The sequence below is a fragment of the Bdellovibrionales bacterium genome (assembly GCA_041662785.1).
GTDB lineage: Bacteria > Pseudomonadota > Alphaproteobacteria > UBA9219 > UBA9219 > UBA8914.
The window spans coordinates 1-14,903 of record JBAZRW010000012.1; the positions used below are offsets into that span (position 1 = coordinate 1).

Sequence of the window (14,903 nt, forward strand, 5' to 3'; positions counted from 1 at the left end):
GATAGATCGAAAAACATCCACACTTCGGACAGTTTTTGTTGTGACACCTTCAAAAACTCCCTTTTCCTCAAATCTATCATAAACTTATACGAAATCTACCCACACCTTTTTGATCATTATGCCAAATTACCCGTTACAAGAACCGGGTACAATGGCAGGAAGTAGCAAAATGCTCACAGAAACCCAGTGCAGAAATGCAAAGCCCTCAGAGAAGCCCTATCGGTTGGCAGACGGCAGGGGTTTATATTTGGAGGTGAAACCAAGCGGCACAAAAGCATGGCGGTATCGCTTCGAGCTTTCCCATGAGGGGAACCGTAAAGAGAGCATGTTTGCCATCGGCGACTATGCCTATGTCCCCGGAAAAGAGACTGAAGAAGAAGCCCAAACCAGACGTTGCGGTGGACGCTTTACCTCAGCTGAGGCACGCAAGGAACGCGACCGGGCTCCCGGCCACAATGGGTCGAGAAGCGACGTGTTGACGGACGTCATCCGTTATCAGAGGGGTTATTCAAGCCCCGGTCAGCCACAAGGACAAACCGAAGCCATATTGCAGGAAATCATCTGCAATGACAATCGGCTTACATTGCATCGTCAGACAGAGCACCACGAGGCACAAGGCATGGCATTTGAGCATCCCGCGCTGTCCGCTTTGCTGATTTTTCAATGGGGCTATGGTTAAGAGCAAATTCTCATCCCAATGTTTTTGTTGGAAAAAAGGATTAACGAGGCTTATTTATTAACAAATGGTAAACGTAAGTTATTGAAAGTAATAGAGAAATTGTTTTAAGGCTGGATTTTTGCTATTATCCGTTAGCAGACAAAAAGGAATTTAGCGCACCGCGCAACAATTAACAGGCCACGAAATCATTTTACCAACCCACAGGGGGACGCTATGCTGAACGCAAGATATTTAGAAAACACCATTTCAACACACCCCGTGCTTATCGACGCAATGTGGGGCGTAGAGGGCGATAACGAAGTGAAGCGGACAGTCCCAGCTTTGAGATCTGTTGCAAGGATCATCACAAACAGAGACAGCGTTTCTGGCTCGCGTTCGCAGGCCTATGTGTTTCCTTTGCCAGACGGAACACTTATTCGTTTGGACATCAACGACGATAACACCTACGACTATAAAAGTGCGACGACGATACCCGACACGCACCCCGCTGCAAAGGCCTATGCTCAAAATCTGGGACATTCGGTTGAGTTTACGCTTGCCGAAGAAGGAGATATTGGCCCTCGCGCCAATCCTGCCGATGTTAAAAAATTGAAGGAACGCCTTGAAGCGGATATATGCCGCTATCAGCAGGAACAGGCAAACGAACACCGTTTGAAACTTTAATCGTCATAGCTTCACTTTTAAGGGAGAGATGACGATGGTTGCCAAGTGGCTGACCCCCGATGAGATTATTGATCTGATGATGGGGGTGATTCTCAAAGATCACACCGCCGCTTGCCCCTATTTTGGCCGCGCCCATCTTTACACAGGCCCTCGGAAAGAAGTTCACGGGAAAGGAACAAATATCCTTGGCTACATTCACGACAATGACAGCAATCACGAACGCGCCAAGTTTTTGGCTACAACTTTCGACGCCAAGCTTATTGACGAGATGAATGTCTATACGCTTGTTTTGAACAACATTGTTGGATCGGGACATAACGTTTATCGCTACATTCATGCCGCCTTTGACGATCAAAAGAAGTCAGAGAAAGAAGCAGATGATGAAGCTGACCGCGTTATGCGCAAAGCCTCAAAATATTTTGTTGATGGCCTCTGGGGTCATGTGACGACTTCCGTTTGCGGCGCGGGAAGAAACAGAATTTTCTTCGACACCGAATTCCCGCGTCTTGGCAAAGAAACCGTTGACCTTATCACGGGGCTTGCAAAATCCTGCGATATTGAGACAGTTAATGAAGGCTCCATTATGGACATTCGCAAGCTGTTCAAGTTGAACGCTATTGAAACGGCGTACCGTGTTGTTTGCGTCAACGAGCAAAACTTGCTCAACCGTATGGCATGGGATAAGGCTTCCGAAGAAATCATGCGCCATTGCCTTGACGTTGAAGAGTTCTATATGATTGATCGTCAAAAGGGATGGAAGGCAGCGGCGAAAGAATTGTTCATCGGTGGCGCTCCCGTGCCGGAACTGGTGCGCTTGGATCGCAAGCTCACACGCCAAGACCGTGCCGCCAAGCGTTCACCGAAATATTGCAAAAGCCCCGCCGAGCGTCTTTCTCAAAAAGAATCCAAATTGCTGCATTTCGTAACAGCGATTGCCGCAAGGACAGCCAGCGCGACCGTTGCCCCGCGTTAAGACAAAAAAATAAACGCCTCCTTTGCAACATAAGGCTCTTCTTTGTCAGTCCTAATCAGGTGCAGATATGGACTTTGACCGCGAGTCAACAAGAGAATATTCTTCTTTCGTAATCGTTGAGAAATGCAGTGAGGAAGCAGTGGCAAACACAGAGAACCTATCCCCTTGGGCAGAAGGACAGTCGGGCAACCCCTCCGGAAAGCAGAAGGGGACGTTGAACCGCGCCACGATCCTGAAACGCTATCTTGCGGCTCCCCTGAAAGAAGCCCCCACAGACATCCCCATTGAGCTGGAAGGCCGGATCACGGTTGAGGAAGCCATTGCCCTCGCTCTTATCAAAAAGGCTCTGTCCGGCGATATGGCGGCGATTAAAGAGGTTCAAGATACGGTGCATGGCAAGATAGTCGAAACTTCGGAAGTCAGCCATAGCTACACCCAGATGGGTAGCGTTATGGTCGGGCAAGCTGACAGGGCTATGCGCCACCTGACTTTTGATGTAGGTACTGAAGCCCTCTTACCAATGTGATCCCCATTGAAACAAAGAGGGGTAGCGTTTATAAAACTGGGTACATAACCGGGTACAAAACGTATTGCTTGATTAATAATGCGTTTAAGTACATATGGCTAGAAGGTAACTTCAGATTTAATGTATAGCCGCGCAGGCCTACGCCTTCTCCCTATTCTCTTCCAAATACTGGCGCAGAGCGTCGGCCTTGGCGAAGAACGTCTGGCTCACGTCATGCACATAGGGGTTCTCGCACTCAATCGCCAAGAAGAGCTCAGGCGAGCAAAACCGAACCATGTTCACAGACTCAATCAACAGTTCATAACTCTTGGTCGTCATGCCTATGGGGAACGGCTCAAAATCCTGAACCAGCATTTTCGAGACAAGATGCGTAAGGCCGAAAACAACCGCCGCCTCACGGTCGTGCTCATCGGGCGTCGCCATGATCACTTTCAGCGCGAGCGCCGTTTCTAGAAAGCCTTTAAGCTTTTCAACCCTCTCTTGCGGGCAACGCAAAGGGCATAAAACAATCTTCTGCCCTTCGATGCCGTTCTTCCCGCTTTGTGGGCCAAAGAGAGGATGCGTCGCGATAAGGTCAACATGGGATGGCAGATCGCGCAGCATAAGCGCGGCAGGCTTTACTTTAACCGAGCCAACGTCCAGCACCAGAGTCCCTTCACTCAAATGATCCTTGATCGAGGCAATCGCCTCCTCCATGCGTGGCACAGGCGCACCGATAATCACCACGTCAGCCTTGGCCACTTGATCGGGCGGCAGCATCGCGATGCCATGGGCGTCGGCAAACGTCTTTGCCTCTGACGCTGGATCATATGCCTGCAAGGTAAAATGCGGCAAAAGATGGCGAGCCATCAGTTGTCCAAAAGAACCAAGGCCCAAGAGACCAACGGTCTTCTTCTGATTATCTGTCATCGTCATCACCTAAGAAAAAACAACAAAATCCCACTTCGCTTTTATAGCGAACGGGGAAAGGGTCGATTGTTAGAAAGAAAAACTACGCCGTCCGCCGCCCGCCTTTGAGGGGGGCCGGATAACCGCCAAGGGGCGTAAGCTGCTGCATGCGGCTGCCCATCATGGCCTTGATACGGCTCAGGCGCGTATCATTGCGCCCAACGAAGCCTTCGACTTCCGCCAAGAAGGCCGTAGGAGCCGAAGCGCCGCGTCCCATGCTGTGGGTCAGCATTTGGCGAACCTTATAGCCCGCCTTACCCAGCAGGCGCTTCATCTCGGCCTCAGGCACATGCGTGCATTGCAAGGCCAGAAAACTGCGATCATCGCCCGTCAGTTCGGGATAAAGCTTGCCGACAACTAAGCCCATCGGCATGGCGCGACGCGCATTACTGCGGCCAGCCTTCAGGATTTCCGTCGGCATAGATTGAAAAACCGTCAACACATTGGCTTTATCCGCCGTCAATAAAGGCCACCACGCATCCTTCTCATCCTGCGCGGGCGGCGGCACGACAGCCACGGTAATCTTGTTTTCCTTAAGTGCCTTGATGGCAGCAACAGCCGTCGGGTATTCGACCAGCGGCGTGAACGAGCCATAATGATCGCGGGCGACGTCCCACAGGTCAGGCCCTTTATCAGGCGCATAAACGCCGACCTTCAGCCCGCCTTCAAGAAGGGTAAAGGCCCCGATCATCTGACGCCACAGGCTCACGACAAGACCTTCAGGAATCTTGCCCTGCGGCCCAGCCATTAGCGCGCGGAGCATCTGCGCCTCGCGTCCCGGACGGATATAAATATGCTGCTTGCCTTTAATTTTGCGAACATGGTCAATGACTTCCGACCGCTCACGCAGCATGTCGTGAAGGACTCCATCAATTTGATCAATACGAGCCCGTAGATCGGCCAGTGCTTGTTTATCGGGGCTGATAGCTGCGTTCTTCATAACCATAATTTCGTCCAGTCTCTATTCTTTCAAAAGGTTAGCAAGGTAACTTACACTACTTTCTTCAGAAAGCCAAATGCGTTGTTTTCAAGGTATTACGCCCCGTCGGCACAGGCGCAGGCGGAAACGGTAAAGGCAAGACAAAGCGGCGTTTTGTAACATTGCATTTTGTCATGGCAGGGGCATAAACCTGCTTGCTGGCATGGGCCACCAAGACGCCCCCGCCCCCCAAGAGAAGCGCCGAAGCCGCCCTTTCCATCCACGGCGCAGCCAGCATGGACAGACGTGACGAACAAGGCGGCATGAAAAGAGCATGGCCTATCTTTTCAAGGAAGAAATGCTCACGCACAAGACATCGAAGTTGCGAAGCCGAATAGGGCTGCCCCACGCCAAACGGTGTTTGATCGCTCAGCGCCCACAGCCCACGCCGGTTGGGAACAATAATAACGATCTGGCCATTGGGTTTCAAAATGCGCCAAGCCTCTTGCATAACAGCAGCAGGATCGGGGGCCAGTTCTAGCGCATGCAAAAGAAAAACACGGCTGACGGACTCATCTTCTAAAGGAAGCTGGGTCAGCGAAGCCAAACACGCCACATTGGGGCCTTCGCGTGGCCAGAACGCCACGCCCTGCGAATCGGGCATGACGGCAAGGAGCGCCTTGGCCTGCCCTAGCCATGGCCGGAGCAAAGGCGTGCCATAGCCCAGCGCGGCCACCGTCTCGCCCTTAACGGAAGGCCAAAGGCTGGCCAAACGCCTACGGAGGAGCAGGCTTGTAAGCCGCCCCAAAGGGGAAATGTAAAATTCTCGTAAATCAACAACATCCATGGTCATTGTTTTTTTCTGCCTTTCATTAACCCCATGTTAGCACCCTTTTGGCATTCTTGGGATATGGGATTTTCAATTGATCTTTTGTCGGCCTCTGCCGACAACTACATCTATCTGGTCAGCGATGTTGCGCTGGGACTAGCCATGGTCGTTGATCCAGGGGATGCCGACGTGGTGAAACGCGCCTTGCAAAAGAAAGACTTGCATCTGGCGTTGATCCTCAACACCCACCATCACAGCGACCATACGGCTGGCAATGCCAAGTTGCAGCATGATTACGGCGCGCCGATCATCGGGCCTTCAAAAGAAGCCCACCGGATCGAAGGGATTTCGCGTAGCGTGGACGAAGGCGACTTTGTGACCTTTTCCGACCTGCGCGGCCAAGTCATCGAAACGCCCGGCCACACGATGGGAAGCCTGTCCTATTACTTCCCTGAAATGAAGGCTCTGTTTAGTGGCGACACGCTGTTTTCCCTTGGCTGCGGACGTTTGTTCGAAGGCAACGGGGCGCAAATGTGGGCCTCCCTGCTTAAGCTCCGTGCTTTGCCCGATGACACCCAAATCTATTGCGGCCACGAATATACCGAGCGAAACGTCAGCTTCGCCCTCATGCTGGACAAAGACAACGCCACGCTGAAGACGCGCGCCGAGGAAGTCACCGCCCTCCGCAAAAAAGGTCTGCCAACCCTGCCCGTTTCATTGGCGCAGGAAAAGGCGACCAATCCGTTTTTGCGCGTGGATGATCCGGCTTTCCAAAAGATGCTGCAGAAAAATGGCTTCCCGACTGATGTCGATCCTGCCGCTATCTTCGGCTCACTTCGTGCCGCCAAGGATCGGTTTACGAAGTAGGCTCTAGGCCTCGGCCTCGTCGCTTCCTTCCGTCATCCCAGAAAACTTTCTCTTCGGGCGCATCGCGCACGAAAGAAAGTTGGTCTGGGATCCAGCTTCCCTAACCGTCCTCACAGTCGTTTGTTCATCGCTTACTGATAGTGACACTGGATCCCACGTCCATTTTTTTTCGCACACCCCGCCTTCGCGGCATCGCCGCTACGGCGCGGCAAGTCGCGCGAAGAGAAAATGTCTTGGGATGACGAAAGGGCGTGTCTAGCGCTAGGCCTCGGCCCCGTCGATATCTGCCTCCAGAACCTTGCGGATCACGTCAAAGGAAAAACCGGCACGGGCCATCGCGGCGACTTCTTTGTTTTTTCGTTTGGCCACAAGGGCTGCGTCTGTGGCAGGCGGAGACGGCGGCGCAAAACGCCCCATCTTCTTTTTCTTGGCAAACCGCAGGGCCGCTGCCAGCTCTTGCCCCTCGCCTTCATCTTGCTCATAGGATTCCAAGGCGCGCTGCGTCGCCTCGGCCTTAATGCCCTTTACCGCCAGCGTTTGCGTAATGCGCCTCGCGCTGCGACCCGCACGGCGAAGGCTCTCCACTTTCATCGCGGCAAAAGCTTCATCATTGATCACGCCACTGGCTTTATGCTGCTCGACGATATGATCAATGGCTTTGACGAGAGCCGCTTGAGCCTCCCTATCCGCCGCAAAGACCACGTCCTGCATGACAGCGCGGCGCACGCGGTTTTCCAGCACGCGGCGCAGGCTGGCCTCTGTCGCGGCGTAGCGCGCCAGATAATATAAGGCAACATTCGCCAGACGCTCTGGCGTTGGCTTTTTCAAAGGGCGATGAGAGGATCGGGGCGGACGTGGGGCGGGCAAAAAATAAGACTCCTGTTGCTAGGGGCAAGAGAGTCTCCCCCCTGCCTAAGGCGAAGTCAAGAAGGGCAATAGGCTAAAGAGGCCTGCAAAGCCTTTCGCCGTTCCCGCCATCGCGCTTATAGCAACGATAATAGGCTCTGGTTGCCTTATCCACGCAAACGAAGGAATCGTCGCTTTGATCCCGACGACAGGAATAACGGTCGCCTTTATAGGCGGGGCGGCCATACTGATCATGAAGCCTTTCCTTGGCCTCCTCCCATGAATCCCTAGACGCATCAACAGGATTATGAAACTCGCCAACCCAGAGATTGCCAAGAAAAACATTCTTGCCATGCGGCGCATTAGTGGGCGTTGTTGCACAACCCACCTGCATCACCGAGGTCAAAAGCGTCAACCCCACCAGCGCGGCTTTGGCAGGTTGAGTCAAACTTGCGGCAACTTTCTTAAAAAAACGTCCAACCATGATGAAACTCCTTAAACAATAAAAGTGAGAGAATAACTCTTAGCGTTCGTAGCGATCCTCACGGTGATGATGGCGATCCCGATCAACCCGAATGCAGTTTACTTTCCCCAAAATGTTGGCCTCAAGATCATAGCCTTGCGGACAAACCAACTGACCCCATGAATCTTCACGCGGTTCAACGGCCTGTGGCGCATCACCATTGCGCAGGTTCCGGTTGCGGCCATAATAGCCTTCGCGCTCATCCCGATAAACCTGCCCATCATAAAGATTGACGCGAATGTCCGTCCTCTCGCGCCATCCATCAGGGTCGCGGCGCTCGATGGTCGCGCCAGAGGGACCAACATGAACCTCAATGCGCGTGCTGTCTCTGGCCAAAGCAGGCACAGCCATAAGAGCCGAAAGTCCCACAGCCACAAACAATTTATTGCCTTTTGTCGTGATTTCCTGACGTGCTCTTGAAATAATCGTCATGTTGTCTTTCCTGTCAAAAAACGGTTACGCTTTCAAAGCGAGGGTCTGTCCTCGTAATAATGTGGCCTACGCCAACTATTTGTGTCATCGCGATCACGGCGATGTTCGTGGTCACGATGCTGATAGCGATCACGATCACGGTCATGGCGGGGATGGTGATAATCCCAACGATCATTCTCATAACGACGATTGGAATAGTCATTGTAATAGGGATAAGTTTCATAGCGGTTGTATGTTGGAACGCTATAATTAAAGTTGGGATCATCGTGCAGATACTGCTGCGGAATGGGGGCACAAGAAGCGCTCAAGACCGCAACCGCGGAAAGACCAACGCCCCACGCCAAAGTTTTTTTAGGAAGATGACGGGAAACGGCACGAGCCGCTTTTGCAAAAAAAGCCTTCATAGTAATCCCCTTTGGAGGAAATAATTTTCCTCAAGTAAGCGAAGCGCATTCTATCAATTTTTGGGACAAGAGTCCATAAATGGCTATTGTTTTCAAAGTATTTGGCGAAAAGAGTTCGTTATTTTAAGGCGTTAGCCGATTTCCGCTAATTCAAAAAGGAAGTCGCGTACGGCTTCAATTCCCTGCCCTTTTTCCGCGCTAGTCATAATCACGGTTGGCCGCGCGGCGGGGTGCTTTTTCAACTGTTCTTCGGTTTGCGCGACCATGGCGGCGGGATCGCCGCCCCTGATCTGGTCGGCCTTAGTCATCACCACCTGATAATTGACGGCGGCACGATCCATAAAGGACATCATCTCGTGATCTTTTACCATAAGGCCATGCCGCCCATCGACCAGCAATAAGACGCAGCGCAGGTGAGGCCGTTTCTTCAAGTAGTAACGAATGAAAGCGTTCCACTTGTGAACCTCTTCCTTCGGCGCTTTGGCATGGCCATAACCGGGCAAGTCCGCGAACAGAAGGCGATCCCCCATATTGAAGAAAACAATCTGCTGCGTGCGCCCCGGTGTGTTTGAGGCGCGCGCCAATCCCTTGCGTCCCGTCACCGCGTTAATCAGCGAGGACTTGCCGACGTTCGAGCGCCCCCAGAAGGCGATCTCGGGCCCCTCAACCTCTAGCGCATCGAAATGTTCCGGCTGCGCCGCCGCGATCAGAAAATCGCAGGGTTGTGCAAAAAAACGGCGGGCTTCTTCATTCACGGCTCACCGCCTGCCTACGACTTTGTTATTGACGTACCATTGCTGTCCGATGCCCAAGATATTGCTGATCGTCCAGTAGAAGATAAGCCCTGCGGCCACATTACCCATCATAAAGGTGAAAAGCAGCGGCATCAAAAGGAACATATTCGCCTGCGTTTTATCCGTAGGGGCTGGTGACAATTTCTGCTGCGCGAACATGCTAATGCCCATCAGGATCGGCCACACACCAAGATGCGGGATAAAGGACCAATTCAAATAACCAAAGAACGTCAGAACCGATGTCGGATCCGGCGCGGACATATCATGCACCCATCCGAAAAGAGGCGCATGGCGCATTTCGATGCCAACATAAAGCACTTTATAAAGCGCGAAAAAGATCGGGATTTGAATCAAGATGGGCACGCAACCCGACATGGGGTTGACCTTCTCGCGCTGATAAAGCTCCATCGTCGCGACGCTAAGCTTTTGCTTGTCGTCTTTATAACGCTCCTGCAAGGCCTTCATCTCTGGCTGCAAGGTTTTCATCTTCGCCATCGAACGGCTGGATTTAAGCGAGAGCGGCAGCGTGACGGTTTTAAGCATGATCGTGAAGAGGAAAATCGCGATGCCCATATTGCCAAACAGCGTGTTCATGCTATCCAGCAGATAAAGGAAAGGCTTGGTCAGGTAATAGTACCAACCAAAATCAATCGCACGATCAAACAGCGGCAAGCCCAGTTGCTTTTCGTATTGATCCAAAAGGCTGACGCGCTTGGCGCCTGCGAAAAGGCGGCTTGTGCGCTCGGTGCTCGCCCCCGCCGCAAGGCTGATGGGCGTGCCACGGAAATCGGTTTGATAGGTTCCAAGGTCAGGGACAGCGGGATTCCCCGCCAAAGCAAAGCTAAACGTCGCCGTAATTTTCTCATCCTGCGCGGGCAAGAGCGTCACAAGCCAATACTTGTCCGTGATCCCAAGCCACCCGCCTTGGCTTTCCATGGTGATTTTCGGCTCTTCCAACAGCTTCTTATATTTGATCTCTTGCAGCGTGCCGCCCAAAACGCCCACAGGCCCTTCGTGCAGAACATAGGTTCCCTCCACTTGCGGATGGCCGTGCCGTGCGACAAGGCCAAAGGGATACAGCGTCACGGTTCCATCGCTTGTGTTCTTCACGCGATCCATGACGGTGAACAGGAAATGATCATCGATGGCAATCTGCCTTTCGAAGGTCAGGCCTTTGCCGTTATCCCAGCTCATCAAAACAGGCTTACCAACTTCAAGGGTCTTGCGATCCGCCTTCCATTCCGTTTGATCGTCGGGAACAAGGACGCCCGCATCGGCTAGCCAGCCGAACGAAGCGAAATAGGCGCTATACGGCGCAGCCGATCCCGCCGGAGACAAAAGCGTAATCTGCGGCGAGTCTTTTGCCACCGTCTCGCGATACTTGACGAGTGCAAGATCATCGATCCGCGCGCCCTTCAAATTGATCGAGCCGCGAAGCTCAGGCGTTTCAATCTTCACGCGGGGCGTCTCCGCCAGAATAACGGCGCGATCCTTGGGCGTAAGCGTGTCCAAAGGCGTGGCCTCTGGCTTTACGTTGGCGGCCTCTTTTTGAAGCAAAGCGATATGCTGCGCCTTTTCCAGTTGCGGCTTTTCATAAAGATAGTGAAAGCCAACGAGAATAGCGATCGACAGAACGACGGCAGCGATGAAATTGTTGTTATCCATGGTCTTCCAAACAAACGATGAAGGTCTAAGAAACGCCCCTGCGGTATCCCATTTTTCGCTTCGGCAATCAACGCCTAATCAAAGGGGCTTATCAGGGGGCGGCACAGGGTCATAGCCGCTATCGCCCCACGGATGGCAGCGTCCCAGCCGCCTAAGCGCAAGCCGCCCGCCCCGCCAAAACCCATGAACGCGCAAGGCTTCGTCGGCGTAGGCTGAGCATGTCGGCTCAAACCGGCAGTGCCGCCCCATGAAAGAGGAAAGCGTGTGCCGATAAAGCCAGATCAGGGCACGGAGAATAGAAACCATAGCCTATAACTTAAGCCGCGAGAGCGCTTTTTCAAGGTCTTGGCGCAAGGTAGCATGAGGCAGCGTCAAAATATCCTTACGCGCCAGAAAAACATAGTTGGATTGGGGCAAGCCCTGAAGCGGCAAAAGCGTCTGCACCAAAGCGCGTAGGCGACGGCGGGCGCGATTGCGATCAACGGCCAAGGCGCTGACCATCTTTTTGCTGGCGGTCAGGCCATAGGCAATGGAAGGACTCAAGGCCGCATCACGCGGCGCGATCTGCACAATAAAACCCGCGCTCACCCACTTCTTACGGTGCGCGGCAACGGCGAGAAACTCGCTTCTTTTTTTAAGAACGCTGATTGTTTTTAGCTGGGGCATTCATCCCCCGCTTGATCAAGCCGTTAGCTTCTTACGGCCCTGAGCGCGACGGCGAGCCACAATCTTGCGGCCATTTTGAGTCGCCATACGAGCGCGATAGCCATGACGGCGCGCGCGAACCAGCTTGCTGGGTTGAAAGGTACGTTTCACTTAACTCACTCCACTACTAAACTTCTAAAGGAAGGCCAGTGTATAGGGGCTGGCTCGCCCAGAGTCAAACGTGAAATTCTTAACAAGATTGATAGGGGACAAGGAACGCTATCCACACTCTGTGCCGCCACTCCTTCCCTTGTCATCCCCGCGAAAGCGGGGATCCCGTTTGGTTTACCATATTGAACGATAAGGGATAATGCTAACGAAAATAGCACAAAAGAAAACTGGATGCCCGTTTTCACGGGCATGACGGTAGGAGAGGTTGGCAAAGACGTCCTAAAAGCCCCACATTAAACGCCTTCTAAACAGCGAAAAAACCCAATGGAATCAACGAATCTTGTTTTTTTGGAGGCCGTACGTCGTCCGGAAGGCTACTAAGAGACGCTTTTCGACTCTCTTTTCGAGCTTTAACCATATAAGCCCATGAAACATAACGATAGTTAACAAATCGACGACCTACTATATCCCCTTGAAAACAAACGTTTTTTTGAATCGTTTTTTTGCGGAAGCTAAATTGGGGGAAGTTTTTGGGGGGAAGGCTCATAAAAAAAACTCCCCCTTATACCAACGGTTATAACAAATGACCTATGGACGAACAAACCACCAACGTCATCCCGCTGAAAAGCGGGATCCAGCGCCGCGCGTCCGCGCGGCATAAGACTCTCTTGCGCGGCAGACGCCGCGCTCTGGATTCCGGCTTTCGCCGGAATGACGATAGATGAAAAAGTTTGCCCATAAGAGTCAGTCTTTATAGCCGTTGGCATCACCCAAACAGCGGGCTTTTAAGCAAGAAGGCCAGCTCCTTGGCCATCAGCGTCGCGATCTTTTGCCGCTGTAAAGGTTTGGTAAGCAGCGCCTCGTCCAATTTGTTCGACAGGAACCCCGTCTCCACCAACATGGAGGGCACTTCAGGTGAGCGCAAAACGGCAAAGTTGGCGGCGCGCATCGGCTGTTCCAACAGATCCCACCTGCGTCCCATGCCTTTGATAAAACCGACCTTCACCCTTTGCGCCGTGTTGCGCGTGTGCCGCGCCGCCAGATCGAACAGGATGGCTGCCACCTCTTTATCATCAACGGGCACGTTCAGCCCGCCCGCCGCATCGGCATGGTTTTCTTTATCGGCGAGTTGGCTGGCGAACTGATCCGATGCTTTTTCGGAAAGCGTATAAACCGACAGGCCGCGCGCGCCATGATTGGGGGCGCTGTCCGCATGAATGGAAAGGAACAAATCCGCCCGCGCCGCGCAGCCAATCTCAACACGCTCGCTTAAGGGAAGAAAAACGTCATGCTCACGCGTCAGTTGAACCTTAATGCTCGGCTCACCCGCAAAGGCCGCCGCCATGCGCCGCGCAATATCAAGCGTAATGTCTTTTTCATAAGTGCCGGAAAGACCGATCGCTCCCGGATCATGGCCGCCGTGACCCGGATCAAGCATAAGAAGGCGCGGCGGGCGGGGTTTGCTTTCGGGAATAGGCGCTGTTGGCATCTTCCCTTTTTTAGGAAGACCAGAAGCCGCCCAAAGCGAAGACGGCAGCAAGAGAGAAGCGGACAAGAAAGGAAGCGCCGAAAGGCCGAGGCGCAGAGCGCGGCGACGCGCCGGATCCACTAAGGTCGCCCCCTGCTCTTCTTCATGATCCGAAAAGAAATCCATCAACGCTCCATCCTTCGCAAGAGACGCGAATCAGGTGTGATTCTATCCGAAATGGAGGATTTAAGAAAGGAAAGGTTCTTCTTTAAGGAGCGTTTCAAGAAAGTGGCAGGCCTTACGCTGAACGCGATCCGACACAGGGGAAAAAGAGGTCGGGAAAAACTGCTCGCCATCAAGCGACGTCAAACAAGCGGGGAAATGGACACGGCACGCGACATGGGATGAGGCCGAAATCATAAGCGGGTTTGAGGCGGCCTCAACAGCCGCAAGCGCCCCTGCGATCAAGGGGTGATTAAGCCAAGAAGAAGAACGAAGTGGGATGACGCTATCTGACATGACTATAATCCTTACTTAAAAATGTGGCTTAATTTGATGATAAACTATGGCGTTGCCGTGAAAGGGGTTATACACGACAATCATGAAACCAAAAACCATTTTTTGGCATTAACCAATAAAATCATTGGGTTATTAATCTGTCTTAAGATGGGACCCTCGCGATGATGGGGGATTTTCTTCTGCCGAAGAAGGGCAGGAGGAACGAAAGCTTCTTTAACCTTTTTAGATTTATCTTGGCGGCCATGTTTTTCTTATTTCCCCTTCTGGCAACTTTTCTTCTGGTGGCAGCCCCTGCGCGGGCCGACCAGCCCAATGGCTGTCCCGACTACGCGCTACCTCTTATCACCATAGACAAACTGGCCCTGCCGCCGCGTTTGAACAATGCGCTGGACCTTATAAGTCTACGGCAGATGGCCATGGACACGCAAAAGCAGTTCTCCAGCCAAAACAACGAAACGCCCGTCGGCCTGACGGCGGCTAGCTTAAAACTGGATTCTCAGTTTGAGATCAGAGTCAGGTCAACGTCTAATGACCCGATGGTTTGCGCGCAGATCAGCGCGCTCACGCTCCACTTTGGTTTTGATGATACGACCGTTTATATGGCCCGCGAGCTGCCGCAAAACTCATGCAGCTATGGCGCGGTTCTAGGCCATGAGCAACACCATATCGCCGTCGATCAGGCGCTTGTCGATGCGATGGTGCCTACCTTGCAAACGCTTCTTCAGCAAGCCGTCGCCTCCATCGGGGTGATCCGCGCCAGCTCGTCAAAAGTGGCGGAACAACAAATAGCCACTCTTATCCATAATTACATGGGAGAGTTGGGCGCTCACCTTTCCGATATAAGGAAAAAGCGGCAAGCCCAAGTCGATACGCCCGCAGAATATGACCGCCTTAGCCGCAGCTGCGATGGCGAGCTTTCCCAGATTATTCGGACCGAAAGAAGGCTGTAAAAACCATTAGCCCGTCAGGGGCGCGTTCGATGGGACTTGGCTTGCGTCAAAAATAACGCGTTAACCATTGTTTTCTGTTCCA

General features: G+C 52.7%; 21 protein-coding genes. 7 read left to right on the plus strand and 14 right to left on the minus strand.

Annotated features, from left to right (window positions below; genetic code table 11):
- Positions 1 to 169: 169 nt before the first annotated feature.
- The 4 genes from WC612_07430 (at position 170) to WC612_07445 (ending at position 2,841) form a co-directional block, all read left to right on the plus strand.
- Complete coding sequence (locus tag WC612_07430; protein MFA6280602.1) at positions 170 to 679, plus strand: Arm DNA-binding domain-containing protein; 510 nt, start codon at positions 170 to 172, stop codon at positions 677 to 679.
- Between the two features lie 213 nt (positions 680 to 892).
- On the plus strand, positions 893 to 1,342 hold the full coding sequence (locus WC612_07435; protein MFA6280603.1) for a hypothetical protein: 450 nt from the start codon (positions 893 to 895) through the stop codon (positions 1,340 to 1,342).
- Positions 1,343 to 1,370: 28 nt separating this feature from the next.
- A complete protein-coding gene (locus WC612_07440) occupies positions 1,371 to 2,315 on the plus strand; it encodes a hypothetical protein (GenBank protein ID MFA6280604.1) in 945 nt (314 codons plus the stop codon).
- 139 nt (positions 2,316 to 2,454) lie between these two features.
- On the plus strand, positions 2,455 to 2,841 hold the full coding sequence (locus WC612_07445) for a DUF5681 domain-containing protein (GenBank protein ID MFA6280605.1): 387 nt from the start codon (positions 2,455 to 2,457) through the stop codon (positions 2,839 to 2,841).
- A gap of 138 nt (positions 2,842 to 2,979) precedes the next feature.
- Here WC612_07445 and WC612_07450 read toward each other — a convergent pair whose 3' ends face one another.
- From WC612_07450 to WC612_07460, 3 genes are all read right to left on the minus strand, one after another.
- Positions 2,980 to 3,750 carry a prephenate dehydrogenase gene (locus tag WC612_07450; protein ID MFA6280606.1) on the minus strand — a complete coding sequence of 257 codons (771 nt, stop codon included), beginning with the start codon at positions 3,748 to 3,750 and terminating at the stop codon, positions 2,980 to 2,982.
- 82 nt (positions 3,751 to 3,832) lie between these two features.
- Entirely contained in the window at positions 3,833 to 4,729 is an 897-nt protein-coding gene (locus tag WC612_07455; protein MFA6280607.1) for a chorismate mutase, read from the minus strand.
- A gap of 64 nt (positions 4,730 to 4,793) precedes the next feature.
- Positions 4,794 to 5,561: a class I SAM-dependent methyltransferase gene (locus tag WC612_07460; protein MFA6280608.1), complete on the minus strand. Its 768-nt coding sequence runs from the start codon at positions 5,559 to 5,561 to the stop codon at positions 4,794 to 4,796.
- A gap of 57 nt (positions 5,562 to 5,618) precedes the next feature.
- On the opposite strand from WC612_07460, the gene gloB reads away from it, so the two are divergent.
- Positions 5,619 to 6,404 carry a hydroxyacylglutathione hydrolase gene (gene gloB / locus WC612_07465; GenBank protein ID MFA6280609.1) on the plus strand — a complete coding sequence of 262 codons (786 nt, stop codon included), beginning with the start codon at positions 5,619 to 5,621 and terminating at the stop codon, positions 6,402 to 6,404.
- A gap of 261 nt (positions 6,405 to 6,665) precedes the next feature.
- On the opposite strand, the gene WC612_07470 is transcribed toward gloB, so the two are convergent.
- The 9 genes from WC612_07470 to rpmH all read right to left on the minus strand — a co-directional run bounded on the left by WC612_07470 (position 6,666) and on the right by rpmH (position 11,884).
- Positions 6,666 to 7,271, minus strand: a complete 606-nt coding sequence (locus WC612_07470) for a regulatory protein RecX (GenBank protein ID MFA6280610.1) — start codon at positions 7,269 to 7,271, stop codon at positions 6,666 to 6,668.
- A gap of 73 nt (positions 7,272 to 7,344) precedes the next feature.
- Positions 7,345 to 7,734, minus strand: a complete 390-nt coding sequence (locus WC612_07475; GenBank protein MFA6280611.1) for a hypothetical protein — start codon at positions 7,732 to 7,734, stop codon at positions 7,345 to 7,347.
- A 39-nt stretch (positions 7,735 to 7,773) separates the two neighbouring features.
- Complete coding sequence (locus tag WC612_07480; protein MFA6280612.1) at positions 7,774 to 8,205, minus strand: hypothetical protein; 432 nt, start codon at positions 8,203 to 8,205, stop codon at positions 7,774 to 7,776.
- Positions 8,206 to 8,237: 32 nt separating this feature from the next.
- The gene (locus WC612_07485; GenBank protein MFA6280613.1) at positions 8,238 to 8,609 is read right to left on the minus strand and encodes a hypothetical protein; all 372 of its coding nucleotides are present in this window, start codon (positions 8,607 to 8,609) and stop codon (positions 8,238 to 8,240) included.
- Positions 8,610 to 8,740: 131 nt separating this feature from the next.
- The gene (gene yihA, locus WC612_07490) at positions 8,741 to 9,364 is read right to left on the minus strand and encodes a ribosome biogenesis GTP-binding protein YihA/YsxC (GenBank protein MFA6280614.1); all 624 of its coding nucleotides are present in this window, start codon (positions 9,362 to 9,364) and stop codon (positions 8,741 to 8,743) included.
- 3 nt (positions 9,365 to 9,367) lie between these two features.
- Entirely contained in the window at positions 9,368 to 11,068 is a 1,701-nt protein-coding gene (yidC, locus tag WC612_07495; protein ID MFA6280615.1) for a membrane protein insertase YidC, read from the minus strand.
- Positions 11,069 to 11,146: 78 nt separating this feature from the next.
- Positions 11,147 to 11,374 (minus strand): membrane protein insertion efficiency factor YidD, encoded by a 228-nt coding sequence (gene yidD / locus WC612_07500; protein MFA6280616.1) that lies wholly within the window; start codon positions 11,372 to 11,374, stop codon positions 11,147 to 11,149.
- A gap of 3 nt (positions 11,375 to 11,377) precedes the next feature.
- Positions 11,378 to 11,734, minus strand: coding sequence for a ribonuclease P protein component (rnpA, locus tag WC612_07505; protein ID MFA6280617.1), 357 nt, complete (start codon positions 11,732 to 11,734; stop codon positions 11,378 to 11,380).
- A gap of 15 nt (positions 11,735 to 11,749) precedes the next feature.
- Positions 11,750 to 11,884, minus strand: a complete 135-nt coding sequence (gene rpmH, locus WC612_07510) for a 50S ribosomal protein L34 (GenBank protein MFA6280618.1) — start codon at positions 11,882 to 11,884, stop codon at positions 11,750 to 11,752.
- Between the two features lie 590 nt (positions 11,885 to 12,474).
- Between rpmH and WC612_07515 the strand changes: the two genes are divergently transcribed.
- Positions 12,475 to 12,609 (plus strand): hypothetical protein, encoded by a 135-nt coding sequence (locus WC612_07515; GenBank protein ID MFA6280619.1) that lies wholly within the window; start codon positions 12,475 to 12,477, stop codon positions 12,607 to 12,609.
- A gap of 41 nt (positions 12,610 to 12,650) precedes the next feature.
- On the opposite strand, the gene WC612_07520 is transcribed toward WC612_07515, so the two are convergent.
- Together WC612_07520 and WC612_07525 are read right to left on the minus strand one after the other, a co-directional pair.
- On the minus strand, positions 12,651 to 13,538 hold the full coding sequence (locus WC612_07520; protein ID MFA6280620.1) for an N-acetylmuramoyl-L-alanine amidase: 888 nt from the start codon (positions 13,536 to 13,538) through the stop codon (positions 12,651 to 12,653).
- 60 nt (positions 13,539 to 13,598) lie between these two features.
- Complete coding sequence (locus WC612_07525; GenBank protein ID MFA6280621.1) at positions 13,599 to 13,871, minus strand: hypothetical protein; 273 nt, start codon at positions 13,869 to 13,871, stop codon at positions 13,599 to 13,601.
- Between the two features lie 242 nt (positions 13,872 to 14,113).
- On the opposite strand from WC612_07525, the gene WC612_07530 reads away from it, so the two are divergent.
- On the plus strand, positions 14,114 to 14,821 hold the full coding sequence (locus tag WC612_07530) for a hypothetical protein (protein ID MFA6280622.1): 708 nt from the start codon (positions 14,114 to 14,116) through the stop codon (positions 14,819 to 14,821).
- Positions 14,822 to 14,903: the final 82 nt, after the last annotated feature.